General features: G+C 68.2%; 18 protein-coding genes. 12 read left to right on the forward strand and 6 right to left on the reverse strand.

Annotated elements, in window-relative coordinates:
- Positions 1-52 precede the first annotated feature (52 nt).
- Positions 53-2869, reverse strand: a complete 2817-nt coding sequence (locus ABD974_RS04630; RefSeq protein WP_345302123.1) for a M16 family metallopeptidase — start codon at positions 2867-2869, stop codon at positions 53-55.
- A 143-nt stretch (positions 2870-3012) separates the two neighbouring features.
- On the opposite strand from ABD974_RS04630, the gene ABD974_RS04635 reads away from it, so the two are divergent.
- Positions 3013-3720 (forward strand): pseudouridine synthase, encoded by a 708-nt coding sequence (locus tag ABD974_RS04635; RefSeq protein WP_345302377.1) that lies wholly within the window; start codon positions 3013-3015, stop codon positions 3718-3720.
- Positions 3721-4293: 573 nt separating this feature from the next.
- Here the strand turns inward: ABD974_RS04635 and ABD974_RS04640 are convergent.
- Both ABD974_RS04640 and ABD974_RS04645 read right to left on the reverse strand, forming a co-directional pair.
- Positions 4294-4737: a hypothetical protein gene (locus tag ABD974_RS04640; protein ID WP_345302124.1), complete on the reverse strand. Its 444-nt coding sequence runs from the start codon at positions 4735-4737 to the stop codon at positions 4294-4296.
- Positions 4738-4862: 125 nt separating this feature from the next.
- Positions 4863-5471, reverse strand: coding sequence for a hypothetical protein (locus ABD974_RS04645; RefSeq protein WP_345302125.1), 609 nt, complete (start codon positions 5469-5471; stop codon positions 4863-4865).
- 116 nt (positions 5472-5587) lie between these two features.
- Here ABD974_RS04645 and arfB point away from each other — a divergent pair, with 116 nt between their 5' ends.
- The 10 genes from arfB to ABD974_RS04695 all read left to right on the forward strand — a co-directional run bounded on the left by arfB (position 5588) and on the right by ABD974_RS04695 (position 15464).
- Complete coding sequence (gene arfB, locus ABD974_RS04650; protein WP_345302126.1) at positions 5588-6013, forward strand: alternative ribosome rescue aminoacyl-tRNA hydrolase ArfB; 426 nt, start codon at positions 5588-5590, stop codon at positions 6011-6013.
- Positions 6013-6636: a lysophospholipid acyltransferase family protein gene (locus tag ABD974_RS04655; RefSeq protein ID WP_345302127.1), complete on the forward strand. Its 624-nt coding sequence runs from the start codon at positions 6013-6015 to the stop codon at positions 6634-6636. Before arfB ends, ABD974_RS04655 begins: the two co-directional genes overlap by 1 nt.
- A 16-nt stretch (positions 6637-6652) precedes the next feature.
- A complete protein-coding gene (locus ABD974_RS04660; protein WP_345302128.1) occupies positions 6653-7606 on the forward strand; it encodes a hypothetical protein in 954 nt (317 codons plus the stop codon).
- Positions 7607-7688: 82 nt separating this feature from the next.
- The gene (locus tag ABD974_RS04665) at positions 7689-8396 is read left to right on the forward strand and encodes a hypothetical protein (RefSeq protein WP_345302129.1); all 708 of its coding nucleotides are present in this window, start codon (positions 7689-7691) and stop codon (positions 8394-8396) included.
- A 129-nt stretch (positions 8397-8525) separates the two neighbouring features.
- Entirely contained in the window at positions 8526-10196 is a 1671-nt protein-coding gene (locus tag ABD974_RS04670; protein ID WP_345302130.1) for an OmpA family protein, read from the forward strand.
- Complete coding sequence (locus ABD974_RS04675; protein ID WP_345302131.1) at positions 10196-10993, forward strand: ABC transporter permease; 798 nt, start codon at positions 10196-10198, stop codon at positions 10991-10993. Before ABD974_RS04670 ends, ABD974_RS04675 begins: the two co-directional genes overlap by 1 nt.
- Positions 10990-11853: an ABC transporter ATP-binding protein gene (locus ABD974_RS04680; protein WP_345302132.1), complete on the forward strand. Its 864-nt coding sequence runs from the start codon at positions 10990-10992 to the stop codon at positions 11851-11853. Before ABD974_RS04675 ends, ABD974_RS04680 begins: the two co-directional genes overlap by 4 nt.
- 18 nt (positions 11854-11871) lie before the next feature.
- On the forward strand, positions 11872-12756 hold the full coding sequence (locus ABD974_RS04685; protein WP_345302133.1) for a hypothetical protein: 885 nt from the start codon (positions 11872-11874) through the stop codon (positions 12754-12756).
- Between the two features lie 54 nt (positions 12757-12810).
- Positions 12811-13509 (forward strand): PspA/IM30 family protein, encoded by a 699-nt coding sequence (locus ABD974_RS04690; RefSeq protein WP_345302134.1) that lies wholly within the window; start codon positions 12811-12813, stop codon positions 13507-13509.
- 131 nt (positions 13510-13640) lie between these two features.
- Complete coding sequence (locus ABD974_RS04695; RefSeq protein WP_345302135.1) at positions 13641-15464, forward strand: ATP-binding protein; 1824 nt, start codon at positions 13641-13643, stop codon at positions 15462-15464.
- A gap of 52 nt (positions 15465-15516) precedes the next feature.
- Here the strand turns inward: ABD974_RS04695 and ABD974_RS04700 are convergent, their stop codons facing one another.
- The 3 genes from ABD974_RS04700 to ABD974_RS04710 are packed head-to-tail and all read right to left on the reverse strand — an operon-like array spanning position 15517 to position 19644.
- Complete coding sequence (locus tag ABD974_RS04700) at positions 15517-16695, reverse strand: acetyl-CoA C-acyltransferase (protein WP_345302136.1); 1179 nt, start codon at positions 16693-16695, stop codon at positions 15517-15519.
- 49 nt (positions 16696-16744) lie between these two features.
- Entirely contained in the window at positions 16745-18862 is a 2118-nt protein-coding gene (locus tag ABD974_RS04705; RefSeq protein WP_345302137.1) for a 3-hydroxyacyl-CoA dehydrogenase NAD-binding domain-containing protein, read from the reverse strand.
- A complete protein-coding gene (locus ABD974_RS04710) occupies positions 18859-19644 on the reverse strand; it encodes a QsdR family transcriptional regulator (protein WP_345302138.1) in 786 nt (261 codons plus the stop codon). Before ABD974_RS04710 ends, ABD974_RS04705 begins: the two co-directional genes overlap by 4 nt.
- Positions 19645-19730: 86 nt before the next feature.
- Between ABD974_RS04710 and ABD974_RS04715 the strand changes: the two genes are divergently transcribed.
- Positions 19731-21533, forward strand: coding sequence for an acyl-CoA dehydrogenase (locus ABD974_RS04715; protein ID WP_345302139.1), 1803 nt, complete (start codon positions 19731-19733; stop codon positions 21531-21533).
- The last annotated feature ends 76 nt before the right edge of the window (positions 21534-21609 follow it).

The following is a 21609-nucleotide window of genomic DNA, read 5'->3' on the forward strand; positions in this document are numbered from 1 at the left end:
CCCGATGTGGGGGAGGGAGTCGGTCCATGCAGCGTAGGTGAGGCCGTCTTCCTTACTTCGCCGCCGGTGCCGCGCCCTTCGCCGCTTTCGCGAAATCGCCCGCGGCGAACACGCTGATCGCCTCCGGCTTGATGTACTTGCGGATCGCGGCGTTCACGTCTTCGACGGTCAGCGCCTGGATCTTCGCCTCGAACGCGGCCGTCCAGGCCATTGTCCGGCCCATGTACAGATTGCGCGCGAGTCCGCCGGCGACGCTGCCGTCGTTGGCGCGGTTCTGCTGGCGGCGGGTGAGCAGATCGTTCACCGCGCTCTTCAGCTCGTCGGCGGTGATGCCGTCTCGGACGAAACGCGCGATTTCCTCGCGCATCGCCGTTTCCAGGCGGTCCACATTCTCCGGCGCGGCGATCGCCTGGATCGACAGCAGGCCGGCGTCGTCGCGGCCCTGCGGGGAACTGTCGGCGACGATGCTGCTGCCGACGTTGTAGCTCAGGCCGTCCTTCTGGCGCAGGCGATCGCCGAGGCGCGAGTCCAGCGAACCGCCGCCGAGCACGCTGTTGGCGATCAGCAGGGCCGGATAGTCGGCGTCGTTCTCGTTCAGCGGCAGATTGCTGCGCGCCATCACCACGGCATTGGCCTTGTCGGGAGTTTCGAATCGCGCCTTGCGTGAGGCGACCTCGGTGAAATGCGTCGGCACCGGCGCGTGGGGCCGCGCGCTGCGCCAGTCGCCGAACAGCGTCTGCAGCTGCGCCTTCACCGCGACCGGGTCGAAGTCGCCGACGATCGAGATCTCGCCTTCGGTGGTGCCGTAGAAATCGCGGTGGAAGGCGATGGCGTCCTCGCGCTTGATCGCGCGCAGCTCGGCCAGCGACTGGTCGATCGACTTGTACGCGAACGGGTGGCCCTTCGGCCACGGGTCGAAGTATTCGCTCATCGCCAGCGCGGCGACGGTGCCGGGCTCCTTGCGCGCGCTTTCCAGACCGGTGATCGACTGCAGGCGGAACTGCTCGAACTCGCTTTCGGGGAACGCCGGATTGCGCAGGACATCGGCGGCCAGGGTCAGGGCTTCGGCCAGATGTTCGCGACGCGAGTTCAGCGAGATCTCCGCGCTCTGCGCGCCGCCGGACACGCTGGCCGCGGTCTTCAGCGCTTCGAAACGCTGCGCGATCTGCTCGCGGGTCATGGTCTTGGTGCCGCGCATCAACATTTCGCCGGCGACGCTGCCGGCCGGTTCGGGGCTGCGCGTCAGCGCGTCGACATCGCCGAAGCGGAAGGTGGCGGTGAGGATGACCGTGTCGCCGCGGGTGTCCTTCGGCAGCAGCGAGACCTTGAGCTTGTCGCCGATCGTGAAGGTCTGGGTCCGCGCGTCGATGTTCGCGGGCGTGGGGTCGAAGGTTTCGCCGGCGGCCAATGCGGCCTTGCCGGTGTAACCCTTCAGCGCGTCCTCGGCGCTGGGGGCCGTCGCGATTTCGACGCGGTCGGCCGATTCGGTCGGGACGAAACGGCCGATGGTGCGGTTGCTGGCCTTGAAATAAGTGCGGGCGACGCGGTTCACGTCGTCGACGGTGACGTCGGCGATGCGATCGCGCTCGAGGAAGTAGAGGCGCCAGTCGCCGGCGGCCACCGATTCGGTCAGCGCCATCGCGACGCTGTTCACGTTGGCGAAGCCGCGCTCGTAGCCGTTGGCGATGCGCTGTTTGGCCTGGTTCACTTCCTCCGCGGTCAGCGGTTCGGCGGTCAGCCGGGTTTCGATCTGGCGCAGCAGTTCGGCTTCGGCCTTGGCGAGGTCGCCATCCTTGGGCGTGACCGCGATCAGGGTGGCCATGCCGCCGTCGCGCAGGTCGCTGTTGCCGCCGCCGGCGAAGGCCGCCAGCTTGGTTTCCACCAGCGCCTTGTGCAGGCGGCCGGTCGGCGCGTCGCCGATCGCGTTCAGCAGCACCGCGAGCGCGGCGCTGTCGGGGTGGGTGGTGCCCGGCGTGCGATAGCCGATGCCGACCAGACGGGTGTCGCCGCTGCGGCGCACGACGACTTCGCGTTCGCCGTCCTGGGTCGGTTCGGCGGTGTAGAGCTTCGGCAGCGCCGTCTTCGGCCGCGCCAGCTTGCCGAAGTGCTGCTGCACCTTCGCCAGCGTGGCCGCGGGATCGATGCGGCCGGCGACGATCAGGGTCGCGTTGTCCGGGCGATACCAGGTGCGATAGAAGGCCTGCAGCCGTTCGATCGGCACGTTTTCCACGTCCGAGCGCGCGCCGATGGTGCTGTTGCCGTAGTTGTGCCAGAGATAGGCGGTGGAGCGCAGGCGCTGGAACATCACCGCGCCCGGATTGTTCTCGTTGCGCTCCATCTCGTTGCGGACCACGGTCATCTCGCTGTCGAGATCCTTCTTCGCGACGAAGGAATTGACCATGCGGTCGGCTTCCAGCGCGAGCAGCCAGTCGAGCGTGGTGTCGTTGGCCGGGAACGAGCCGAAGTAATTGGTGCGGTCCAGCGAGGTAGTCGCGTTCTTCTCGATGCCGCGGGCCTTCATCTCGCCCGGAATGTCGGCGTGTTTGGGCGTGCCCTTGAACAGCATGTGCTCCAGCAGATGCGCCATGCCGGTCTCGCCGTAGTTCTCGTGCACAGAACCGACGCCGTAGGCGATGTTGACGGTGACCGTGGGCTTGCTGGCGTCGGGGAACAGCAGCACGCGCAGGCCGTTGCCGAGGCTGTATTCGCAGATGCCTTCCACGCAGGGACCGGCGGTCATGCCCTTGGGCGGTGCCACGCCGTCGGCCGCGGAAGCGGCGAGCGGCGCGGACAGCGCGAGCGCGCAGGCCAGCGCGAGCGGGGAGAGGTATCGGGCGAACGGACGGAAGCGCGGGTGTGAAGACGACATCGGAACTCCTTGGCTGGCCGCGGCGGGCCATGAACGCGAGGGCCGTGGATCGGCGAGAATGCGCTCCGATTCTCCCAGAAGGCGGCACGCCTGCGATGACCCAGAAGTCCTGTCCGGAGCTCCCCGGCGCGCCGTTCCCGTCGATGGAGACCACGGAGATCCCGGTGTTGTACCGCGACGATGCGCTGGCCGTGGTCGACAAGCCGGCAGGGTTGATGGCGCACGACAGCGCCCTGGCCCGCGGCGAGACCGATTTTCTCGCGGACCGTCTGCGCGAACAGTTCGCTCGGCCGATCTTCCTCGTGCACCGGCTCGATCGCGCCACCAGCGGCTGCCTGCTGCTGGCCTTCGATCGCGAGACCGCGTCGGCGCTGGGCAAGACCCTGATGTCGCATGCGTTCGAGAAGCACTATCTCGCGATCTGCCGCGGCTGGCCGACCGAAGTGGCGTTCACGGTCGATCATCCGCTGGATGGCGGCCCGGGCAAGCCGCAGAAGAAGCCGGCGATCACCCGTTTCGAGCGTCTCGGCACCTGCGAGCTGGATCTGCCGTCGTCGGGTTTTCCCACATCGCGCTATGCGCTGCTGCGCGCGCAGCCGCAGACCGGGCGCTTCCGCCAGATCCGCCGGCATCTGAAGCATCTGTCGCATCATCTGATCGGCGATACCAGCCATGGTGACGGCCGCCACAACCGCGCGTTCCGGATGATGGGCATCCATCGCATGCTGCTGCACGCGGAGCGCCTGCGTTTCGAGCATCCCGCGACCGCTGCGATCGTGGATGCGGTGGCGCCGCCGGATGCGGAATTCGCCAAGGCGCTGGCGTTGTTCGACGCGACGCCGTTGCGCTAGCGATGCATCGCTAACGCAGCGGTCCTCTCCAGAGGTATCCCCGCCTTTCCCTTGTGCCGTTCATCAGGTTGGGATCATTCTGGAGACGATTGTCATCCCGAGACGCAGGCGAGGGACCTGCTTTTGATCTATTCGAATCCAGCTTGTTGCGAAGGCGAACGGAGCGATCTACCGCTTGTCTCTGGTTTCGCTCGCTGCCGCGAGCGAGTCACTTTTCTTTGCTTGTGCCACTGCGCCGCGCAGCGGCGCGAACGGCGAAGCCGGCCCGAAGGGCGAGCGCGCAGCGCGAGTCAAGAAAAGTAACCCAAAGAAAGCACACCCCGTCGGTCGCGCCCGGCGCGTTGCGCCGGGTCCACGGGTTCCGCGGGGTTTTTCGACAGGACATCCATGTCCTGTCGAAAAACGCGCGGCGTCCTGCCGCGCGCCCGTTGGGCCTGATCCGCGAAACCCGTCGCGACCAGGGGCCCCGGTAAATCAAGACCACAGCCGGCTCACGAATGCCGTCGTGACCGAGAAATCACAATATTTCAGGCCGCCCTACCGTTGGGGTCGGCAGGAATTCCGGGTGCGCGCTCAGCGTTCGCGGCGGAACGGCGAATAGCGCCGGAACACGTGGCCCCACGGCAGAATCAGGACGACCAGGATCACCGGGAAGAACACCGCGGTCATGCCTTCCGCCGGCGAACCCGCGAGCCGGCCTTCGGACCACAGCGGATAGGCCACCAGCACCAGCCACATGCCCTTGTAGGCGATTTCCAGCAACAGGATGGGGAGCATGCGCAGCGGATGCAGGATGCCGATGCCTGCCAATGCCGAGAACGCCGCCCACACCGACCACACCATGGCTTCCTGGGGTTTCCACGCGCCTTCGTGCGAGAGAATTTCCTGCCAGACCGTCTGTCCGAGCATGAAGAACATCAGCGCATACAGCACCCGCAAGAGATAGATGTTGATCCTGCGGACGCCGTCGTAGTGTTCTGGGTCGCTTGCGAAGAGCTTCTTCAGTGCGGCGAGCATCGCGACGTTTCCCGGAGAGTGTCGTCGCAGGATGGTCGATGCGGCCGGATCGCGGACGTGCCGTTGGTCCGCCAACCGATGGTATGGACGAAGACCCCAGCGATCGCCGGGGCAGGGCGCTGCGGTCAGCGCCCGTTCGCGCGGTTGCGCAGTTCCGTGTCGAAGCCGCGCTTCAGATCCTGCAGCATCGGCAGCAGCAGATCTTCGAGGGTCTGCATCGATTCGCTGGCCTCGCGCGCGCCGCCGAGCAACTGGTTCTCGATCTGGCCGCCATCGCCGTAGGGCGAGACGTAGCGCTGGCTGGCGTCGTTCGGATTAGTGCGGCCGTACTGCGCGGTGTAGAGATCGCGGGTGACCGGGCCGAGCTTGTCCCAGTTGCGGCGGATCAGGTTCTCGGCGTCGCCGCGGTAGCGGATGGCGTCGGCGCGGTTGCCGGCGGCGGTACCGTCGCCGCGGCTGCCGTCGAGCTGGCCGCGGACCATGCCCAGCAGCGTCTCGACTTCCTGCGCCGAGCGCTGCGGGTTCTGTTCGCCTTCGCGGCTGAACTGCGCCGGGGACAGCGTGTCCATCGGGCGGGCCGGCGCACTCCAGCCACCGCCGCCGACGAGGGCGGGGTCGCTGTGGCCGCCGACGGCGGCCGGGTCCTGGGCCATGGCGCCTGGCGCTGCGAAGACGGTGAGGCAGGCGGCGAGCGCGGCCGGCAGAAGGGCGGCAGAGAGCTGACGACGGGCCATGATCCGATTCTCCATGGGGGACCGGCATCTTCCGGCAGCCGGCCCGGCCCGGTCAAATCGGCATGCGCCGCCAACCGTCCGCGCCCCAGCGTTTAGAATCGACCGCGGAGGGTCGGGTGGACATCGAGAATACGGACACTGCAATCGAGATTCCCGAATCGGAGCTGGTCGAACGTTTCGTACGTGCGTCGGGCCCGGGGGGGCAGAACGTCAACAAGGTCGCGACGGCGGTCGAGCTGCGCTTCGATGTGGCGCGTTCGACGGTGCTGCCCGAGGCGGTGCGCGAGCGCCTGCTCGCCCGCCGCGATCGGCGCGTGACCACGGACGGCGTGCTGGTCATCAGCGCCCAGCGGTTCCGCACCCAGGAACGCAACCGCGAGGACGCCCGCGCGCGATTGGCCGCGTTCATCGCGACCGGGCTGACCGCGCCGACGCCGCGGATCGCGACCAAACCGTCGCGGGCCGCGAAACAGCGGCGCCTCGACGCCAAGCGCCAGCGCTCCGGCGTCAAGCGCACCCGCGCCAACAAGGACTGGGATTGATGACTGACGCAGATCCGGGCCCGGGGACGGCCCGCGACGATCTCGTGATTCCGCTGCCGCCCAGCCTGCCGCGCAGCCGCCCGAACCGCTTCGCCCGCTGGCTGGGGCGTTCGATCCTGCGCGTCGCCGGCTGGCGAGTGGTCGGTGCGTTTCCCGACGTGCCGCGCGCGGTCTTGATCGGCGCGCCGCACTCCTCGAACTGGGACGGGCTGCTGGGGCTCGCCGCCAAGGTCGCCCTGGGCGTGGACGTCCGCATCTTCGCCAAGCATCAGTTGTTCTGGTGGCCGCTCGGGCCGCTGCTCCGCCGGATGGGCGTGATCGAGGTCAACCGCGGCGATGCCCGCGGGCTGATCGATCAGGTGCTGGTCCACTTCCAGCGCGAGGAGCGGTTCTGGATCGGGATCGCGCCCGAGGGCACGCGCAAGCGCGTGGAGCGCTGGAAAACCGGGTTCTGGAAGATCGCCAGGGCCGCCGACGTGCCGGTGGTGCCGGCGTATTTCCACTATCCCGACAAGATCATCGGCATCGGCGAGCCGTTTTTCCTCGGCGACGACATGGAAGCCGACATCGCCCGCATCCGCGCCTGGTACGCGCCCTGGCAGGGGCGCAACCACGGCGTATGAGCGGCAGGAGAGAGGCATGATCAAGATCAGCCGGATACGATCCCTGTGGCGCTGGACGCTGTGCCTGTCCCTGTTGTGCCCGCTGCAGCTCGCCGCGGCGCCGGCGCAGGAAGGCGAGACGGTGATCGTCGACAACGCCTTCAAGAGCCTGCGGCCGGCGATCTTCCGTCGCCCGTTCCAGCGGATTCCCGACCAGGGCGAACGGCCTTTCTGGACCGATCCGACGGGCGAGTCGCCCGAATTGCAGTTCGATCCGCAGCGCACGATTTTCGGAGACGAGGTGCTGTGGATCGATCCGATGACCTACGGCAAGGTCGCGATGGCGCGGGCCGAGCGGATGTCGGCGGTGGCCGCACTGGTGACGCCCGAGCGCCTGGAGACCGCGATCCGCGACGCCATCGCCCGGGCCGATGGCGTCGCGGAGGGCCCCGCTTCCCGCATCGTCTTCGCCCGCGAGGCCGGGAAGGCCCAGGTCGCGCAGGTCCTGGCCGGTCGCGACAGCGGCAACGCGATGGTCGTCCAGGGGCCGGTGTTCGCGTCGCATCTCCCGGACCCCGGTGCGGTGCAGCTGAGCTGGGACGATCGCCAGGTCGTGATCACGCTGCGGCTCCAGCGCTTCCGCAAGGTGCGCGGCAAGCACATGTCGATCCGCGACCTCGGCCCGTTGACCTTCTATCACTATGTCGGCGCACCCGTGCCCGAGGGCGTCGACCCCGTCGCCTACTGGACGCGCAACGATGGCGCGCCGCTGCTCGCGGCGCTGCGCGAAGGTTTCGAGCGCATCGTCCGCACGGCGCGATCGCCGTTGCCCGAAGGCGCCCCGCCGGCGCCGGGGGCGACCTCGGTGGTGATGGTCGGCGACCGGTTGCAGCAGTTCCCGGGCACGGTGATCGAGCGGGGCGAGGGCGTCGCGCTCCTCAGACTGGCCAAGGCCGAATTCGTGCTGGTCGCCACCGGTACCGGAGAGTGAGCGTCCGGGCCCGCGCCGGCGCGATGGATTCCCCCGGCGCTTCCCGTATTCTTGGCAGCATGCCGCACGAGGCGGGGACCCCATGGCGACACTGAAGAAACTGCTGGAAGCGGCGCGATTGATCGAGCGATCGGAGACGGACGCGCCCATGCCCGCGCCGGCCGGCGACGACGACATCGACGCCATCATCCGTCGTGCCGCGCAGGCCGAGGCGGCGATCTCGACCGCACCACCGCCGCTGCCGGGCGATGCCGCGCCTGCTGCGCCCGCGGTCGCCGGCATCGAGGAAGGTCTGAGCTTCGCCGACATCTACGTCCGTCAGGGGCTCACCGAGGCCCAGTTCCCGGTCGAGCGTCTGCTGAAGCTGGTCGACGGGCTGCGCGCGCTGGATCCGGCCACCCGCCGGGCCGCGATCACCGCCATGGATGTCGCCGACGAAACCTGGTCGATGGAACAGGTGCTCGCCGACGCCGACGCCAAGGTCGCCGCGCTGCGCGGGCATCAGCGCCAGATGCAGGGCACCGCCGACGCGGTGGTGCAGTCCAACCGCGAACGCATCGCCGCGCTGGAAAGCAGCCGCGACGGCCGGGTCGCCGAGCTGCGCCAGCAGATCGCCGCGCTCGAGGCGCAGATCCAGGACGCCATCGGCACCGCCGCGGCGGATGTCGCCAAGCTGCAGTCGGAGTCGGAATCCAACAAGGCCGCACTGCTGCGCGAAACCCAGCGGATCGACGCGCACATCCTCAACCTCGACGAACTGGTCGCCCAGTTCCGGCCGCCGGCGCAATGACCCTGCGCCGCGCCGTTTTCCGTTTGTAGTCCTTCGCGCGTCCACGGATTCCGCATCGCCGCCGCAGCGGATTCCACGTCGCGAAGTCCGAACCCCACGTTTCGAACCACCTCCCCGAAGGAGTGCCTCATGGCCGTCAAACTCACCCCGTTCGCCAAGCTGCTGATCGGCGCGATCGTCCTGGTCGGCAGCGGCTCGGTGCTCTGGAACCTCTACAAGAACCGCAAGGCCGAAGGCGGCGATGAAGGCAGCGCCGCCGTCGCCCAGGCCGAGGGCGGCAAGACCTCGTCCGCGGGCGCCTACGCCGGCAAGGGCGATGGCCCGCTGGGCTCCGCCGGCAATCCGCTGAAGGTCAGCATCGTCAGCTTCCACGGTTACGCGCCGGCGCTGGTCGCCAATGGCCAGAGCCTGAAGACGCGCAGCGGCTCGATCTTCGACAAGGAGGGCCTGAACGTCGAGTTCGTGATCCAGGACGACATCCCGACCATCGCCACGATCTTCGAGGCCGGCACCGCGCAGTGCGTGTGGCGCACCTCGGATTTCTGGGCGCAGGAACAGCCCAACCTGCGCAACAGCGGCCACGATGCCAAGGCGGTCATGATCGTCGACAACACCCGCGGCGCCGACGCGATCATCGCCCGCGACCCGTCGATCCGGAAGGTCGAGGACCTCGCCGGCAAGAAGGTCGCGCTGCTGCAGTTCACGCCCTCGCACGGCATGACCATCGACGCGGTCGACAATTCGTCGCTGTCGGCGCGCCGCAAGCAGAGCATCGAGTACGTGTTCATCGCCGCCGAAGACGGCCTGGGTGGCGTGCGCGCCGCGCTGGAATCGGGCAGCGTCGACGCCGCCGTGCTGTGGGATCCGGACCTGTCGCTGGCGCTGCGCGCGACCAAGGGCCACGTGGTCTATTCGACCAAGACCGCGTCGAACCTGATCTTCGACGTGATCGTCTGCGACCAGCGCGTGCTCGACGACGCCCAGGGCGCCGCCGCGGTGCAGAAACTGGTCACCGGCTGGATGAAGGGCGTCGATGCCGCCAAGGCCGATCCCGACGGCGCGGTCGATGCGCTGGTCGCCACCGAGGAGTTCTTCACCCTGCTGGCGAAGGACGAAGGCAAGCCGTTCGTGAAGGGCCTGTTCGACAACCTGCTGTGGACCGGCGTCGCCGACAACGCGCGCATCCTCGGCATGTCCGGCGGCACCAACCACTACGCCCGCGTCTACCAGCGCTTTGACCAGATCTACCGCGCCGCCGGCGCGCTGGCCAATCCGAAGTCGCCGGTGATCCCGCCGCAGGACAGCTTCGACACCCGCTTCATCCGCAGCCTCTACGACGCCAGCACCACCGCGCAGGCCGAGTCGCGCAAGACCGAGACCTTCACCGAGCAGGCGCGCGAGGAAGCGGTGCAGGCGCCGGCCGAAGTGACCAAACCGGTGGTGGTGAACTTCGCCAGCGGCCAGGCCGCGCTGACGAAGCGCGCCGAGAAGACCATCGACACCGACATGGTGCCGTTCATCGAGAACAACGGCAGCGCCTACTTCGAGATCAGCGGCAACACCGACAGCACCGGCAACGCGACGATCAACAACCGCCTGTCGCTGGCCCGCGCCGAAGCCGTGGTCGATTATCTGGTGAAGCAGTGGGAGTTCCCGCGCGAGCGCTTCAAGATCGTCGGCAACGGTTCCGGCCGGCCGCTGTGCAACGAAAGCGCGCCGGAAGCCGAAGGCCTGACGATCGACGCCTGCCGCGAGTCCAACCGTTCCACCCGCATCGCCGTGTACGGAGCGCGTCAGTAATGGCGAACGGCTGGAATCCCTATGTCGCCCTGCCTGCAGGGTTGCGGCGGCAACTGGGCATCGGCGGCGTCGCCTTCGTGCTGATCGTGTGGTTCGCGCTCAGCGCCAGCGGCTGGATCAGCCCGAACAAGCTGCCGTCTCCGGTGTCGGTGGTGAAGGCGCTGGCCTATCTGTCGTGGCACGAAGGCAAGAGCCTGCTGTTCGACGCCACGCTGTGGTCGGTGGGCCGGGTCGCGGCCGCCGGCGTGCTGGTGGTGCTGGTCGGCGTGCCGCTCGGCATCTTCATGGGCGCCTCGCCGAAGTTGAATGCGCTGCTGTCGCCGCTGATCGATCCGTTCCGCTCGGCGCCGGTGGTCGCGCTGCTGCCGATCCTGGTGATGTGGCTGGGCATCGGCGAAACCATGAAGGTCGCGTTCCTGTTCCTCGGCGCCGTGGTCTATCTGGTGCCGATGGTGCGCGACGCGCTGCAGGCGGTGCCGCAGAGTTACTGGACCGGCGCCCGCGACCTCGGCGCCACGCCGTGGGAATGCATCCGCCACGCGGTGGTGCCGATCGCGATGCCGCGCATCGCCGACGCCATCATCGTCAGCGTCTCGGTGATGTGGACCTACATCACCGTCGCCGAGTACGTGAACGCCAAGGTCGGTCTCGGCCAGCTGATCCAGAACGCGCGCCGCTTCAGCGCGATGGACCAGGTGTTCGCCGGCATCATCGTGATCATGGCGCTGGCGCTGCTGACCTATCAGCTGATGCGGGTGGTGAAGCGTCGGCTGTATCCGTGGGAGACCCAGGCATGACCGACTCCGCAACGCAGCAGGGCGCGGCGCCGGTCGTCATCGCCCCCGCCGTCATCGCACTCGACCGCATCGTCCAGGAATATCCGCGTCCCGAAGGCGGCGTGAACCGCGTCGTCGACGACCTCAGCCTGCGTTTCACCGGCCCCAGCATCAACATGCTGCTGGGCCCTTCCGGCTGCGGCAAGAGCACGCTGCTGTACATGATGGGCGGCGTGCGCCCGCAGAACACCAACATGCCCACCAGCGGCACGATCAGCATCGACGGCGAACCCTGCCACGACGCCCACGACGACGCGGTGATGGTGTTCCAGCGCTACGCCAACCGGCCGGACCTCACCGTCTACGACAACGTCGCGTTTCCGTTCCGGCTGAAGCTGTGGCGCGATCGCGTGCCGGCGGCGCAGCGGCACGGTCTGGTGATGCACATGCTCGAAGCGGTGGGTCTGTCCGACAAGGCCAAGCTGCGGCCGAGCCAGTTGTCCGGCGGCCAGAACCAGCGCATCGCGCTGGCGCGCGCGCTGATGCTCAAGCCGCGGATCCTGCTGATGGACGAGCCGTTCGGCGCGCTCGACGCGCAGACCCGCGAGGACATGCAGAAACTGCTGGTCAAGCTCTATCGCGAACATCCCTGCCTGATCGTGTTCGTCACCCACGACGTGACCGAGGCGTTGTTGCTGGGCGATCGCGTGGTGGTGCTGTCGACCCAGCCGGCGCGGATCGCCGACGACTTCGAGATCGCCACCCCCAAGCCGCGCGATACCGGCTGGCTGCGCATGCCCGAGGCGGTCGCGCTGGAGCAGCGCATCCTCAGCCGTCTGCATCAGGCGTCGGGCAAGGGCAACGTGCGGGTGACCGTCTGAGCCGGATGACCTGATCGAATGAATTCGCCGCCGAAACCCATCAGCTATCTGCGCGCCTGGCTCACCAGCCAGAGCAACGTGATGACGTTGCTCGGCGGTGGGCTCGCCGCCGCGGTGGCGTCGATCCCGGCCGGTGGCGCCGGTGCGCTCGGCGCGCTGGTGGTGCTGGGCGCGGTGCAGACGCTGCTGGCGCTGGTGATTCCGGACCTGCCTTCGTTCCGCAGCAAGGTCGAACGCCAGTCCCGGCGCGCGGCCATCGACCAGCGTCGCGCGCAGCTGCAGCAGGAGATCTTCTCCCTGCATGGCGGCATGCAGCGGGTGCTGGCCATGCCGATGTGGCAGAAATACCAGGCCATCGCCGAACGCTCGAACGTGCTGTACCGCATCGCCGGCGAAGCGCAGAGCCAGCTGTCCTACGAAGATGCGGAACGCGTCGACAAGGCCTCGGTCGACTATCTCGCGATGTGGCTGGCGCAGGTGACCATCCAGGAGCGCCTGCGCAGCGGCGAGGAAGCCACCCTCGACCGCCGCCTGCGCGAGGCCGAACGCTCGCTCGGCGAGGTCGACGAGAACGACCCGCGCTATCGTCACCTGAAGATGGCGTACGACGACTATCTCGCGATCAAGCTCCGCCACGACAAGCTGGTCGCCCGGCGCATGTCGATCGAGGCCGCGCTGGTGTCGCTGCCCGATCAGGTCGAGGAGATCTACCAGATGGTCGTCGCCAGCCCGTATTCCAGCGTGCTCGGCTCCAAGCTCGGCGAATCGCTGTCGCGGCTGCAGCTGGAAGAAGACATCGAGCTGGACCTGTCGCAGAACGATCTCGACAGCGGCTATTTCAAGACCGGCGCCGCGGGCGCCCAGGCGCGGGCCGCGAGACAGAGCGCGCGCACCGCGAAGTGATTCCCTCCAGATGATTCCCTTCACCCGATACGCAAGCTGCCCCAGGAGAACCGCATGAACATCTTCAGCCGACTGGCCAACCTCGTCCGCGGCTTCCTCTCGCTCTTCGTGACCGGGCTGGAACAGCAGCACCCGGAGATCGCGTACGAAAACGCGATCAACACCATGATCGAGAAGTACAACAAGCTCAAGAACGCCACCGCCGGCCTCATCCGCCTGCGCGAGGATGCCGCCGACCGCCTGCAGAAGGCGCAGGGGCAGCAGAAGGAGCTGAGCGCGATGCTCGAGGAGGCCATGGCGACCAATCAGGACGATCTCGCGGTCGAACTGATCGAACGCAAGGAAGCGGTCGAGGCCGAAATCGCGGCGATGGAAGCCGAACTGCAGGGCGCCGAGAAGGACGTCGATACCGCCAAGACCGCGCTGACCGAGGTCAAGGGCGAGATCGCCAAGCTCAAGGCCGAGAAGGACCGCATGCTGGCGAAGATGCAGAGCGCGCAGGCGCGCGTGCGCATCCAGGATCAGCTCGAAGGCCTGTCGGTCGATGCCGAACTGCGCGCGCTCGAGAACGTGCGCACCGGCATCAAGGACACCATCGCCAAGGCCAAGCTCGGCGAGGAACTGCGCGAATCCGATCTCGACACCCGCCTGAAGTCGCTGAAGGCCGGCAGCAGCAAGGCCACCGCCCGCGCCAAGCTCGAAGCGATGAAGAAGGAACGCGCCGGCGCGGCCGACGCCAACCGCACGATCTGATTTTCCGTTGTCATCCCGAGCGCAGCGAGGGACCTGCTTCGTCTTGAACGGCACCAGCAGGTCCCTCCGCGGGCTGCGCCCGCGTTCGGGATGACAGGACCTCGCTCGCTTCGCTTGATCTCGGACACCCCATGACCACCCTCAACGGCGTCACCTCCACCAGCGGCGCGCTCCCGCCCTGGGCCGACGAACTCAAGCGCCGCTATCTCGCCGGCGAGGCAGGCGTGTTCCTGGTGCACGGCAACGTCCACGACGGCGTGCCGCACGAAGGCCGGCTGCAGCCGTTCGTCGATTACGTTCACGACGTCGTGCTCGCGGCCAAGCCGCAGCGCTTCGAGCTGGCGCTGCGCCACGCCGGGCTGAAGCGCCGCGGCGAGACCACCAAGCCGATCGAACACGGCGAATCGCTGCTGGAGGACATGGCGAAGCTGGAGCTGCGCATGCGCACCGGCGACGGCATCGCCCTGGTGCTGCCGCACGCCGGCGACCTGGTGCCGAATGCGGAAACCACCTTCCTCAGTACCGACGAACGCGGCCTGCTGGAAATCCTCCACGACTGGTCGCTCAGCGGCCTGCTGCTGCAGCGCAATCACATCGTCGTGCTGCTGTGCGCGTCGCTGTCGGAACTGCATCCGTCGCTGAACACCAATCCGCGCATCTGCGCGATCGAAGTGCCGCTGCCGGACGAGGCCGCGCGCGCGCAGCTGGTCGCGCAGTCCGCGCCGCACATGCCGGCCGCGCAGCAGGCGCTGGTCGCCAAGCACACCGCCGGCCTGCGCCTGCTCGAGATCGACAGCATCGTCGCCGAGCGCCCCGCCGCCGGTCTGCCCGAGGAAGAACGCAAGGCGCTCGCGCTGCAACTCCTCGGCGATGCGGCCGACGCGCAGCAGCGCGCCGAGATGTATGCCGGGGTCACCGCGGGCAAGACCCGTGAGGAAATCGCATTCATGATCCTCGGCCACGCGGCGCCGAAACCCGACGACGATCCGCTCGACGCGATGCTCGCGATCATCGGCGAAAGAAAGCGCGAAATCATCCAGCGCTCCTGCGGCGATCTCATCGAATTCCTCGATCCGTCGTACGGCCTCGACGCGGTCGGCGGCTACGAGCAGATCAAGACCGAGCTGATGAAGATCGCGGCCACGATCAAGACCGGCGAACGCAGGCTCGCGCCGATGGGCCTGCTCGCGGTCGGCCCGATGGGCGTGGGCAAGACCTTCGTGATCAAGGCGTTCCTGAAGGAAGCCGGCCTGCCCGGCGTGGTGCTGAAGAATTTCCGCTCGAAGTGGGTGGGCTCGACCGAATCCAACCTCGAACGCGTGCTCAAGATCATCCGCGCGATGAGCCCGATCGCGCTGGTCATCGACGAAGGCGACCGCAGCTTCGGCAACGGCGAGGGCGGCGAGACCGACGGCGGCACCTCGTCGCGGGTCATCGCGCGGATCAAGGACTTCATGTCCGACACCGACAACCGCGGCCACGTGCTGACGATCCTGATGACCAACCGCCCCGACAAGCTCGATGTCGACATCAAGCGTCCGGGTCGTCTCGATCGCAAGATTCCGTTCTTCTACGCCGACACCGGCGCCGACCGCCTGCGCATCGTGCGCGCGATCCTGTCGCGCAACGGCGCCGCATTGCCGGACGAGGCCGCGGCCGCGCTGGCCGACGCGCTCGACGGACTCGACGGGTATTCCAACGCCGATCTCGAAGCGATCGCGCTGCTGGCGCTCGATCTCGCGCGCGAAGCCGGCGGCGCGCTCGGCGCGGCGGAACTGCAGCAGGCGATCGCCGATTTCATTCCGCCGCAGCACACCGACACCATCCAGCTGATGGAACTGCTGGCGGTGCAGGAATCCTCGCGCCGCAGTCTGCTGCCCGAGCGTTTCGCGAAGCTCGCGCCGGCGGAGGTGTCGGAGTTGATCGCGGAGTTGAAGCGGCGCGTGCGCGCCTGACGCCCCCACCCCGACCCTCCCCCGCATGCGGGGGAGGGGGATGCGTCGACGCTCACACCACCTCGAACAACCCGGCCGCGCCCTGGCCGCCGCCGATGCACATCGTCACCACGACGAACTTCGCGCCGCGACGCTTGCCTTCGATCAGCGCGTGGCCGACCAGTCGCGCGCCCGACACGCCGTAGGGGTGGCCGAGTGCGATCGCGCCGCCGTTGACGTTCAAGCGTTCCATCGGAATGCCGAGCGTGTCCGCGCAGTACAGCACCTGCACCGCGAACGCTTCGTTCAGTTCCCACAGACCGATGTCGTCGACCGTGAGGCCGGCGCGCTTCAACAGCTTCGGCACCGCGAACACCGGGCCGATGCCCATCTCGTCGGGCTCGCAGCCGGCGACCGCGAAGCCGCGGAAGATGCCGAGCGGTTGCAGCCCGCGCTGTTCGGCCAGCGTCGCGCTCATCACCACCGCCGCCGAACTGCCGTCGGAAAACTGGCTGGCGTTGCCGGCGGTGATCACGCCGCCCGGTGTCGCCGGGCGGATGCCGCGCACCGCCTCCAGCGTGGTGTCGGCACGGATGCCCTCGTCGGCGGAGACCGTGACTTCGCGGCTCGACAACTGGCCGCTGGCCTTGTCGGCGATGCCGGCGGTCACGGTGATCGGCACGATCTCGTCGTCGAATCGGCCGCCGGCCTGTGCCGCCGCGGCGGCGAGCTGGCTGCGCACGCCGTATGCGTCCTGGCGTTCCTTGTCGATGCCGTAGCGCTGCGCGACGAGTTCCGCGGTCTGCAGCATGCTCCAGTAGATCGCGGGCTTCCGCGCGACCAGCCACGGGTCGGCGAGCATGGTCTGGTTCATCACGCCCTGCACGCAGGAAATGTTTTCCACGCCGCCGGCGACGAAGATCTCGCCTTCGCCGGCGATGATGCGCTGCGCCGCGGTCGCGATGGTCTGCAGGCCGCTGGAGCAGAAGCGGTTGATGGTCATGCCCGGCACGCTCACCGGGCAGCCGGCGCGCAGCGCGATCTGGCGCGCGATGTTGGCGCCGGTGGCGCCCTCGGGCGTGGCGCAGCCCATCAGCACGTCCTCGACTTCGCCCGGATCGATGCCGGCGCGCGCGATCGCGTGCTGCACGCTGTGCGCGCCGAGCGTGGCGCCGTGGGTCATGTTGAAGGCGCCCTTCCAGCTCTTGGCCAGGGCGGTGCGCGCGGTGGAGACGACGACGGCGTCGGTCATGTCGGATTCCCAGGTTGGATTCGGTGCGTGGCGACGATGCGCGTGGCGATCAGGTGAAGGTCTTGCCGTCGGCGGCGAGCGCGGCGAGCAGCGGTGCGGGTTCCCACGCACCGGCCTGGCGGCCGTCGACATCGGCCGCGGCATAGCGGCGCATCGCGCGCACCACGTTGAACAGCCCGATCTCGTCGGCGTAGCGCATCGGCCCGCCGCGGAACGGCGGGAAGCCGTAGCCGAACAGGTACACCATGTCGATGTCGCCGGCCTTGGCGGCGATGCCTTCGTCGAGGATCTTCGCGCCCTCGTTCACCAGCGCATAGACCAGGCGCTCGACGATCTCGTCGTCGCCGATCGTACGCCGTGCGATGCCCGCCGCGGCCGAATGTTCGACGATCATCGCGTCGACCACCGCGCTGGGATGCGCCTTGCGGTCGCCGGGCCTGTAGTCGTACCAGCCGGCGCCGGTCTTCTGGCCGAAGCGGCCGAGCTCGCACAGCGCGTCCGCGACCTTCGAATAGGTCAGTTCCGGCTGTTCGACGTAGCGGCGCTTGCGGATCGCCCAGCCGATGTCGTTGCCGGCCAGATCGCTCATCCGGAACGGGCCCATCATGAAGCCGAAGCGTTCGGCGGCGGCATCGACCTGCGCCGGCAGCGCGCCTTCCTCCAGCAGGAACATCGCCTGGCGGCTGTACTGCTCGATCATGCGGTTGCCGATGAAGCCGTCGCAGACGCCGGAGACCACCGCGGTCTTGCGGATCTTCTTCGCCACCGCCATCGCGGTCGCCAGCACGTCCTTCGCGGTGGCCTTGCCGCGCACCACTTCCAGCAGCTTCATCACGTGCGCCGGGCTGAAGAAATGCAGGCCGATCACGTCCTGCGGGCGCGTCGTGAACGCCGCGATCCGATCGAGATCCAGGGTCGAGGTGTTCGAAGCCAGGATTGCGCCCGGTTTGGCGATCGCATCCAGCCGTTCGAACACCGCCTGCTTCACGCCGATCTCCTCGAACACCGCTTCGACGATCAGATCGCAGTCGGCGAGGTCGGCGTAGTCCAGCGTCGGCTGCAGCAGCGTCATGCGCTGCGCGAACTTCGTTTCGCTAAGGCTGCCCTTGCGCACGCTGCCTTCGTAGTGCTTGCGGATGGTGGCGACGCCGCGATCCAGCGCCTCCTGTTTCGTTTCCAGAATGACGACCGGCAGACCCGCGTTGAGGAAATTCATCGCGATGCCGCCGCCCATCATGCCGGCGCCGATCACGCCGACCTTGCGCACCTCGCGCTGCGGGGTGTCGTCGGGCACGTCGGCGATCTTCGAGGCCGCGCGTTCGGCGAAGAACGCATGCCGCAGCGCGCGCGATTCCGGCGACATCATCAGCGACGCGAAAGTCTCGCGTTCGAACCGCATGCCGTCGTCGAAACGCTTGCGCGCCGCGGCTTCGACGCAGTCGACGCAGCGCTGCGCGGCGGGATAGTCCTTCGCCATCGCGCCGACGGTGGTGCGGGCGAACAGGACGAAGGCGTCGAGATTCGGATGCTCCACGCGGCGATCGCGCACGCGCGGATGCGGGCCGGCTTCTTTACCGATCGTTGTCGCGGCGCGCTCGCGCGCGAACGCCTTCGCCTCCGCCAGCAGATCGCCGTCGACGATGCGGTCGAACAGGGCCTGGCCCGGAATCGATGCCAATGCGTCGCTGGCGACCGGGTTGCCGGAGACGATCATGTTCATCGCCGGCTCCAGCCCGATCGCGCGCGGCAGGCGCTGGGTGCCACCGGCCCCGGGCACGAGCCCGAGCTTCACTTCCGGCAGCGCGATCTGGGTGCCGGGCGCGGCGAGACGGTAGTGGCAGCCGAGCGCGAGTTCGAGTCCGCCGCCCATGCACACGCCGTGGATCGCGACCACCACCGGCTTGGTGCTGGCTTCGAACGCGGCGATCACCGACAACAGATTCGGTTCCTGCATCGCCTTCGGCGTGCCGAACTCGCGGATGTCGGCGCCGCCGGTGAATGATTTGCCGGCGCCCGCGATCACGATAGCGACCACGGCGGGATCGGCCAGCGCGCGATCGAGGCCGTCGACCAATGCGCGCCGGGTGTCATAGCCGAGGCCGTTGACCGGCGGGTTGTCGAGGGTCAGTACCGCGACGTCGGCGTCCACCGCGTATCGGGTCGTCATCGTTGGCTCCTGGAAGTCCTGGGGGTGGCAGGGGAAGAGGTGCGCGCCGTGGTCTTCGGCTTCGCTGCGGTTCCGGGGGTGGTTTTGCCGGCGTTCTTCATGCCCGGCGCGCGGCGCGGCATGACCTTGCCGGACAGCAGCAGTTCGATCGCCAGCCCGGCGTCGGCGACATCGACCTGCTGGTCGCTGGTCGCTTCGGCGTAGATGAAGGATTCGCACAGGCGCACGATCAGATAGGCGAGGGTGTCCACCGCCAGTGGCGGCGACAGCGCGCCACGGTCGGTCTCGAACTGCAGCAGGTCGCGCACGCGTTCGATCGCGCGCGCCTGCACCGGGCCGAGTTTGGAGGTGAGCAGGCGCACCGCGTATTCGGGATCGCTGCGCACGAAGCGGCGCAGCGGTTCGAACGCGACCAGGGCGCGGATCGCGGATTCGCAGATCGCCGCGACCCGCTGCGCGCCTCGGCCGCGCTGGCGGGCGGCGGTGTCCTGCATCAGTTCGTCGCACAGCGACCACAGGATCTCGCCCAACAGCAGGTCGCGGCTGCCGACCCAGCGGAAGGCGGTGGCGCGACCGATGTTCAGCCGCGCGGCCAGCGCGCCGACATCGATGCGTTCCCCGGCCAGCCAGTCGCGCCGCGCCAGCTGGTAGAGGTCCAGCGGTGTGACCCGCGCGGGCGCACCCTCGCGCAGGGCCTGTGCGAGGCGCGTGGCGTTGTGCGCCGCAGCATCGGCGGTCGTCCTGGTCTTCGTTCCGGCGGGTGTCTTGGAGGGAGCGGCCATGGCCGGAGTGTAGACATTCCGGAGATTTGACGCCAGATGAGTCGCGATGCTCAAATGACTCATTCGCCCAAGGACCCGCCGCGCCCATGAACCCGAGCCCGCTGACCAACCGCCGCAACCTCGATTTCATGCTGTACGAAGTGCTGGGCGTCGACCGCCTCTGCGCCTACCCGCGCTTCGCGGAGCACAGTCGCGACACCTTCGGTGCGGCGCTGGACCTCGCGCACCAGATCGCGCTGGAGAAATTCCTGCCGCACAACCGCAAGTCCGACCTCAACGAGCCGCAGATGGTCGACGGCAAGGTCGAACTGATCCCCGAGATCGGCGAAGCGGTGCAGGCCTACAACGACGCCGGTTTCGCCGCGGCGCTGGCCGATTACGACGCGGGCGGCATGCAGTTGCCGTTCGTGGTCGCGCAGGCCTGCGATTCGATGTTCTCGGCCGCGAATCCGGGCACGATCGCCTATCCCGCGCTGGCGCGCGGCGCTTCGAACCTGCTCGCCGAATACGGCACGCCGGACCAGAAGCGGCGGTACATGCAGCCGATCATCGAAGGCCGCTATTTCGGCACGATGTGCCTGTCGGAACCGCACGCCGGCTCGTCGCTGGCCGACATCAGGACCACTGCCGAGCCGCAGGCCGACGGCAGCTGGCGCCTCACCGGCGCCAAGATGTGGATCTCCGCCGGCGATCACGAACTCGGCGAAAACATCGTCCATCTGGTGCTGGCGAAGATCGTCGGCGCCCCGGCCGGCGTGCGCGGCATCAGCCTGTTCATCGTGCCGCGCTGGCGCGTCAACGCCGACGGCAGCCGCGGCGAACGCAACGACGTGCGCCTCGCCGGCCTCAATCACAAGATGGGCCAGCGCGGCAGCGTCAACACCTTCCTGAAATTCGGCGAATCCGGCGATTGTCATGCCGAACTCGTCGGCGAACCGCACCACGGCCTTGGCTACATGTTCCACATGATGAACGAGGAGCGCATCGGCGTCGGCATGGGCGCGGTGCTGCAGGGCCTGGCCGGCTATCTCTACTCGCTGCAGTACGCGCAGGAGCGTCGGCAGGGCCGGCATCCCGACCAGAAGGACCCGACATCGCCGCCGGTCGCGATCATCGAACACGCCGACGTGCGCCGCATGCTGCTGCAGCAGAAGGTCTATGTCGAAGGCGCGGAACTGCTCGGCTATTACGCCTCGCTGCTGGTCGACCACGCGCGCGATCCGGACGAATCGGTGCGTCGCGACAGTCACCTGTTGCTGGAGCTGCTGACGCCGATCGTGAAGGCTTGGGGCTCCGATTATTCGCTGAAGGCGAACGAGCTGGCGATCCAGATTCTCGGCGGCTACGGGTTCACCCGCGAGTATCCGGTGGAACAGAACTACCGCGACAACCGCATCAACCCGATCCACGAAGGCACCAACGGCATCCAGGCGCTCGATCTGCTCGGCCGCAAGGCGATGATGCAGGACGGCGCCGCGCTGAAACTGCTGATGGCGAAGATCGCGCAGACCTGCATCGAAGCCGGTGCGCACCCGCCGCTGATGCCGTTGGCCGACCAGCTCGCCGTCGCCGCGAAGCTCGCCATCGACGCCACCCGCGCCGCCGGCGCGCGCATGGCCGCCGGCGATGTCCGCCTCGCGCTCGCCAACGCCACCCACTACATGACCGCGCTCGGCCATGTCGTCATCGGCTGGCTGTGGCTGCAGCAGGCCGCGATCGCGCAGGCCGCTCTCGCCGACGCCAGCGGCGACGATCGCGATTTCTATGCCGGCAAACTCCAGGCCTGCCGTTTCTTCTTCGCCACCGAACTGCCGCTGGTCGAACACCATGCCCGTCTCGTCCGCGATGGCGAGGCGAGCGCGTTCGAAATGCGACCGGAGTGGTTCTGATCTGCGCCCGATGGTCGATGGCATGAGGGCGCGCAGTGGGCGGAGCGCAGCACGGCCTGCGATACAATCCATAGAC

The organism is Lysobacter hankyongensis, from assembly GCF_039543145.1.
Taxonomy (GTDB): Bacteria; Pseudomonadota; Gammaproteobacteria; order Xanthomonadales; family Xanthomonadaceae; genus Lysobacter_I; species Lysobacter_I hankyongensis.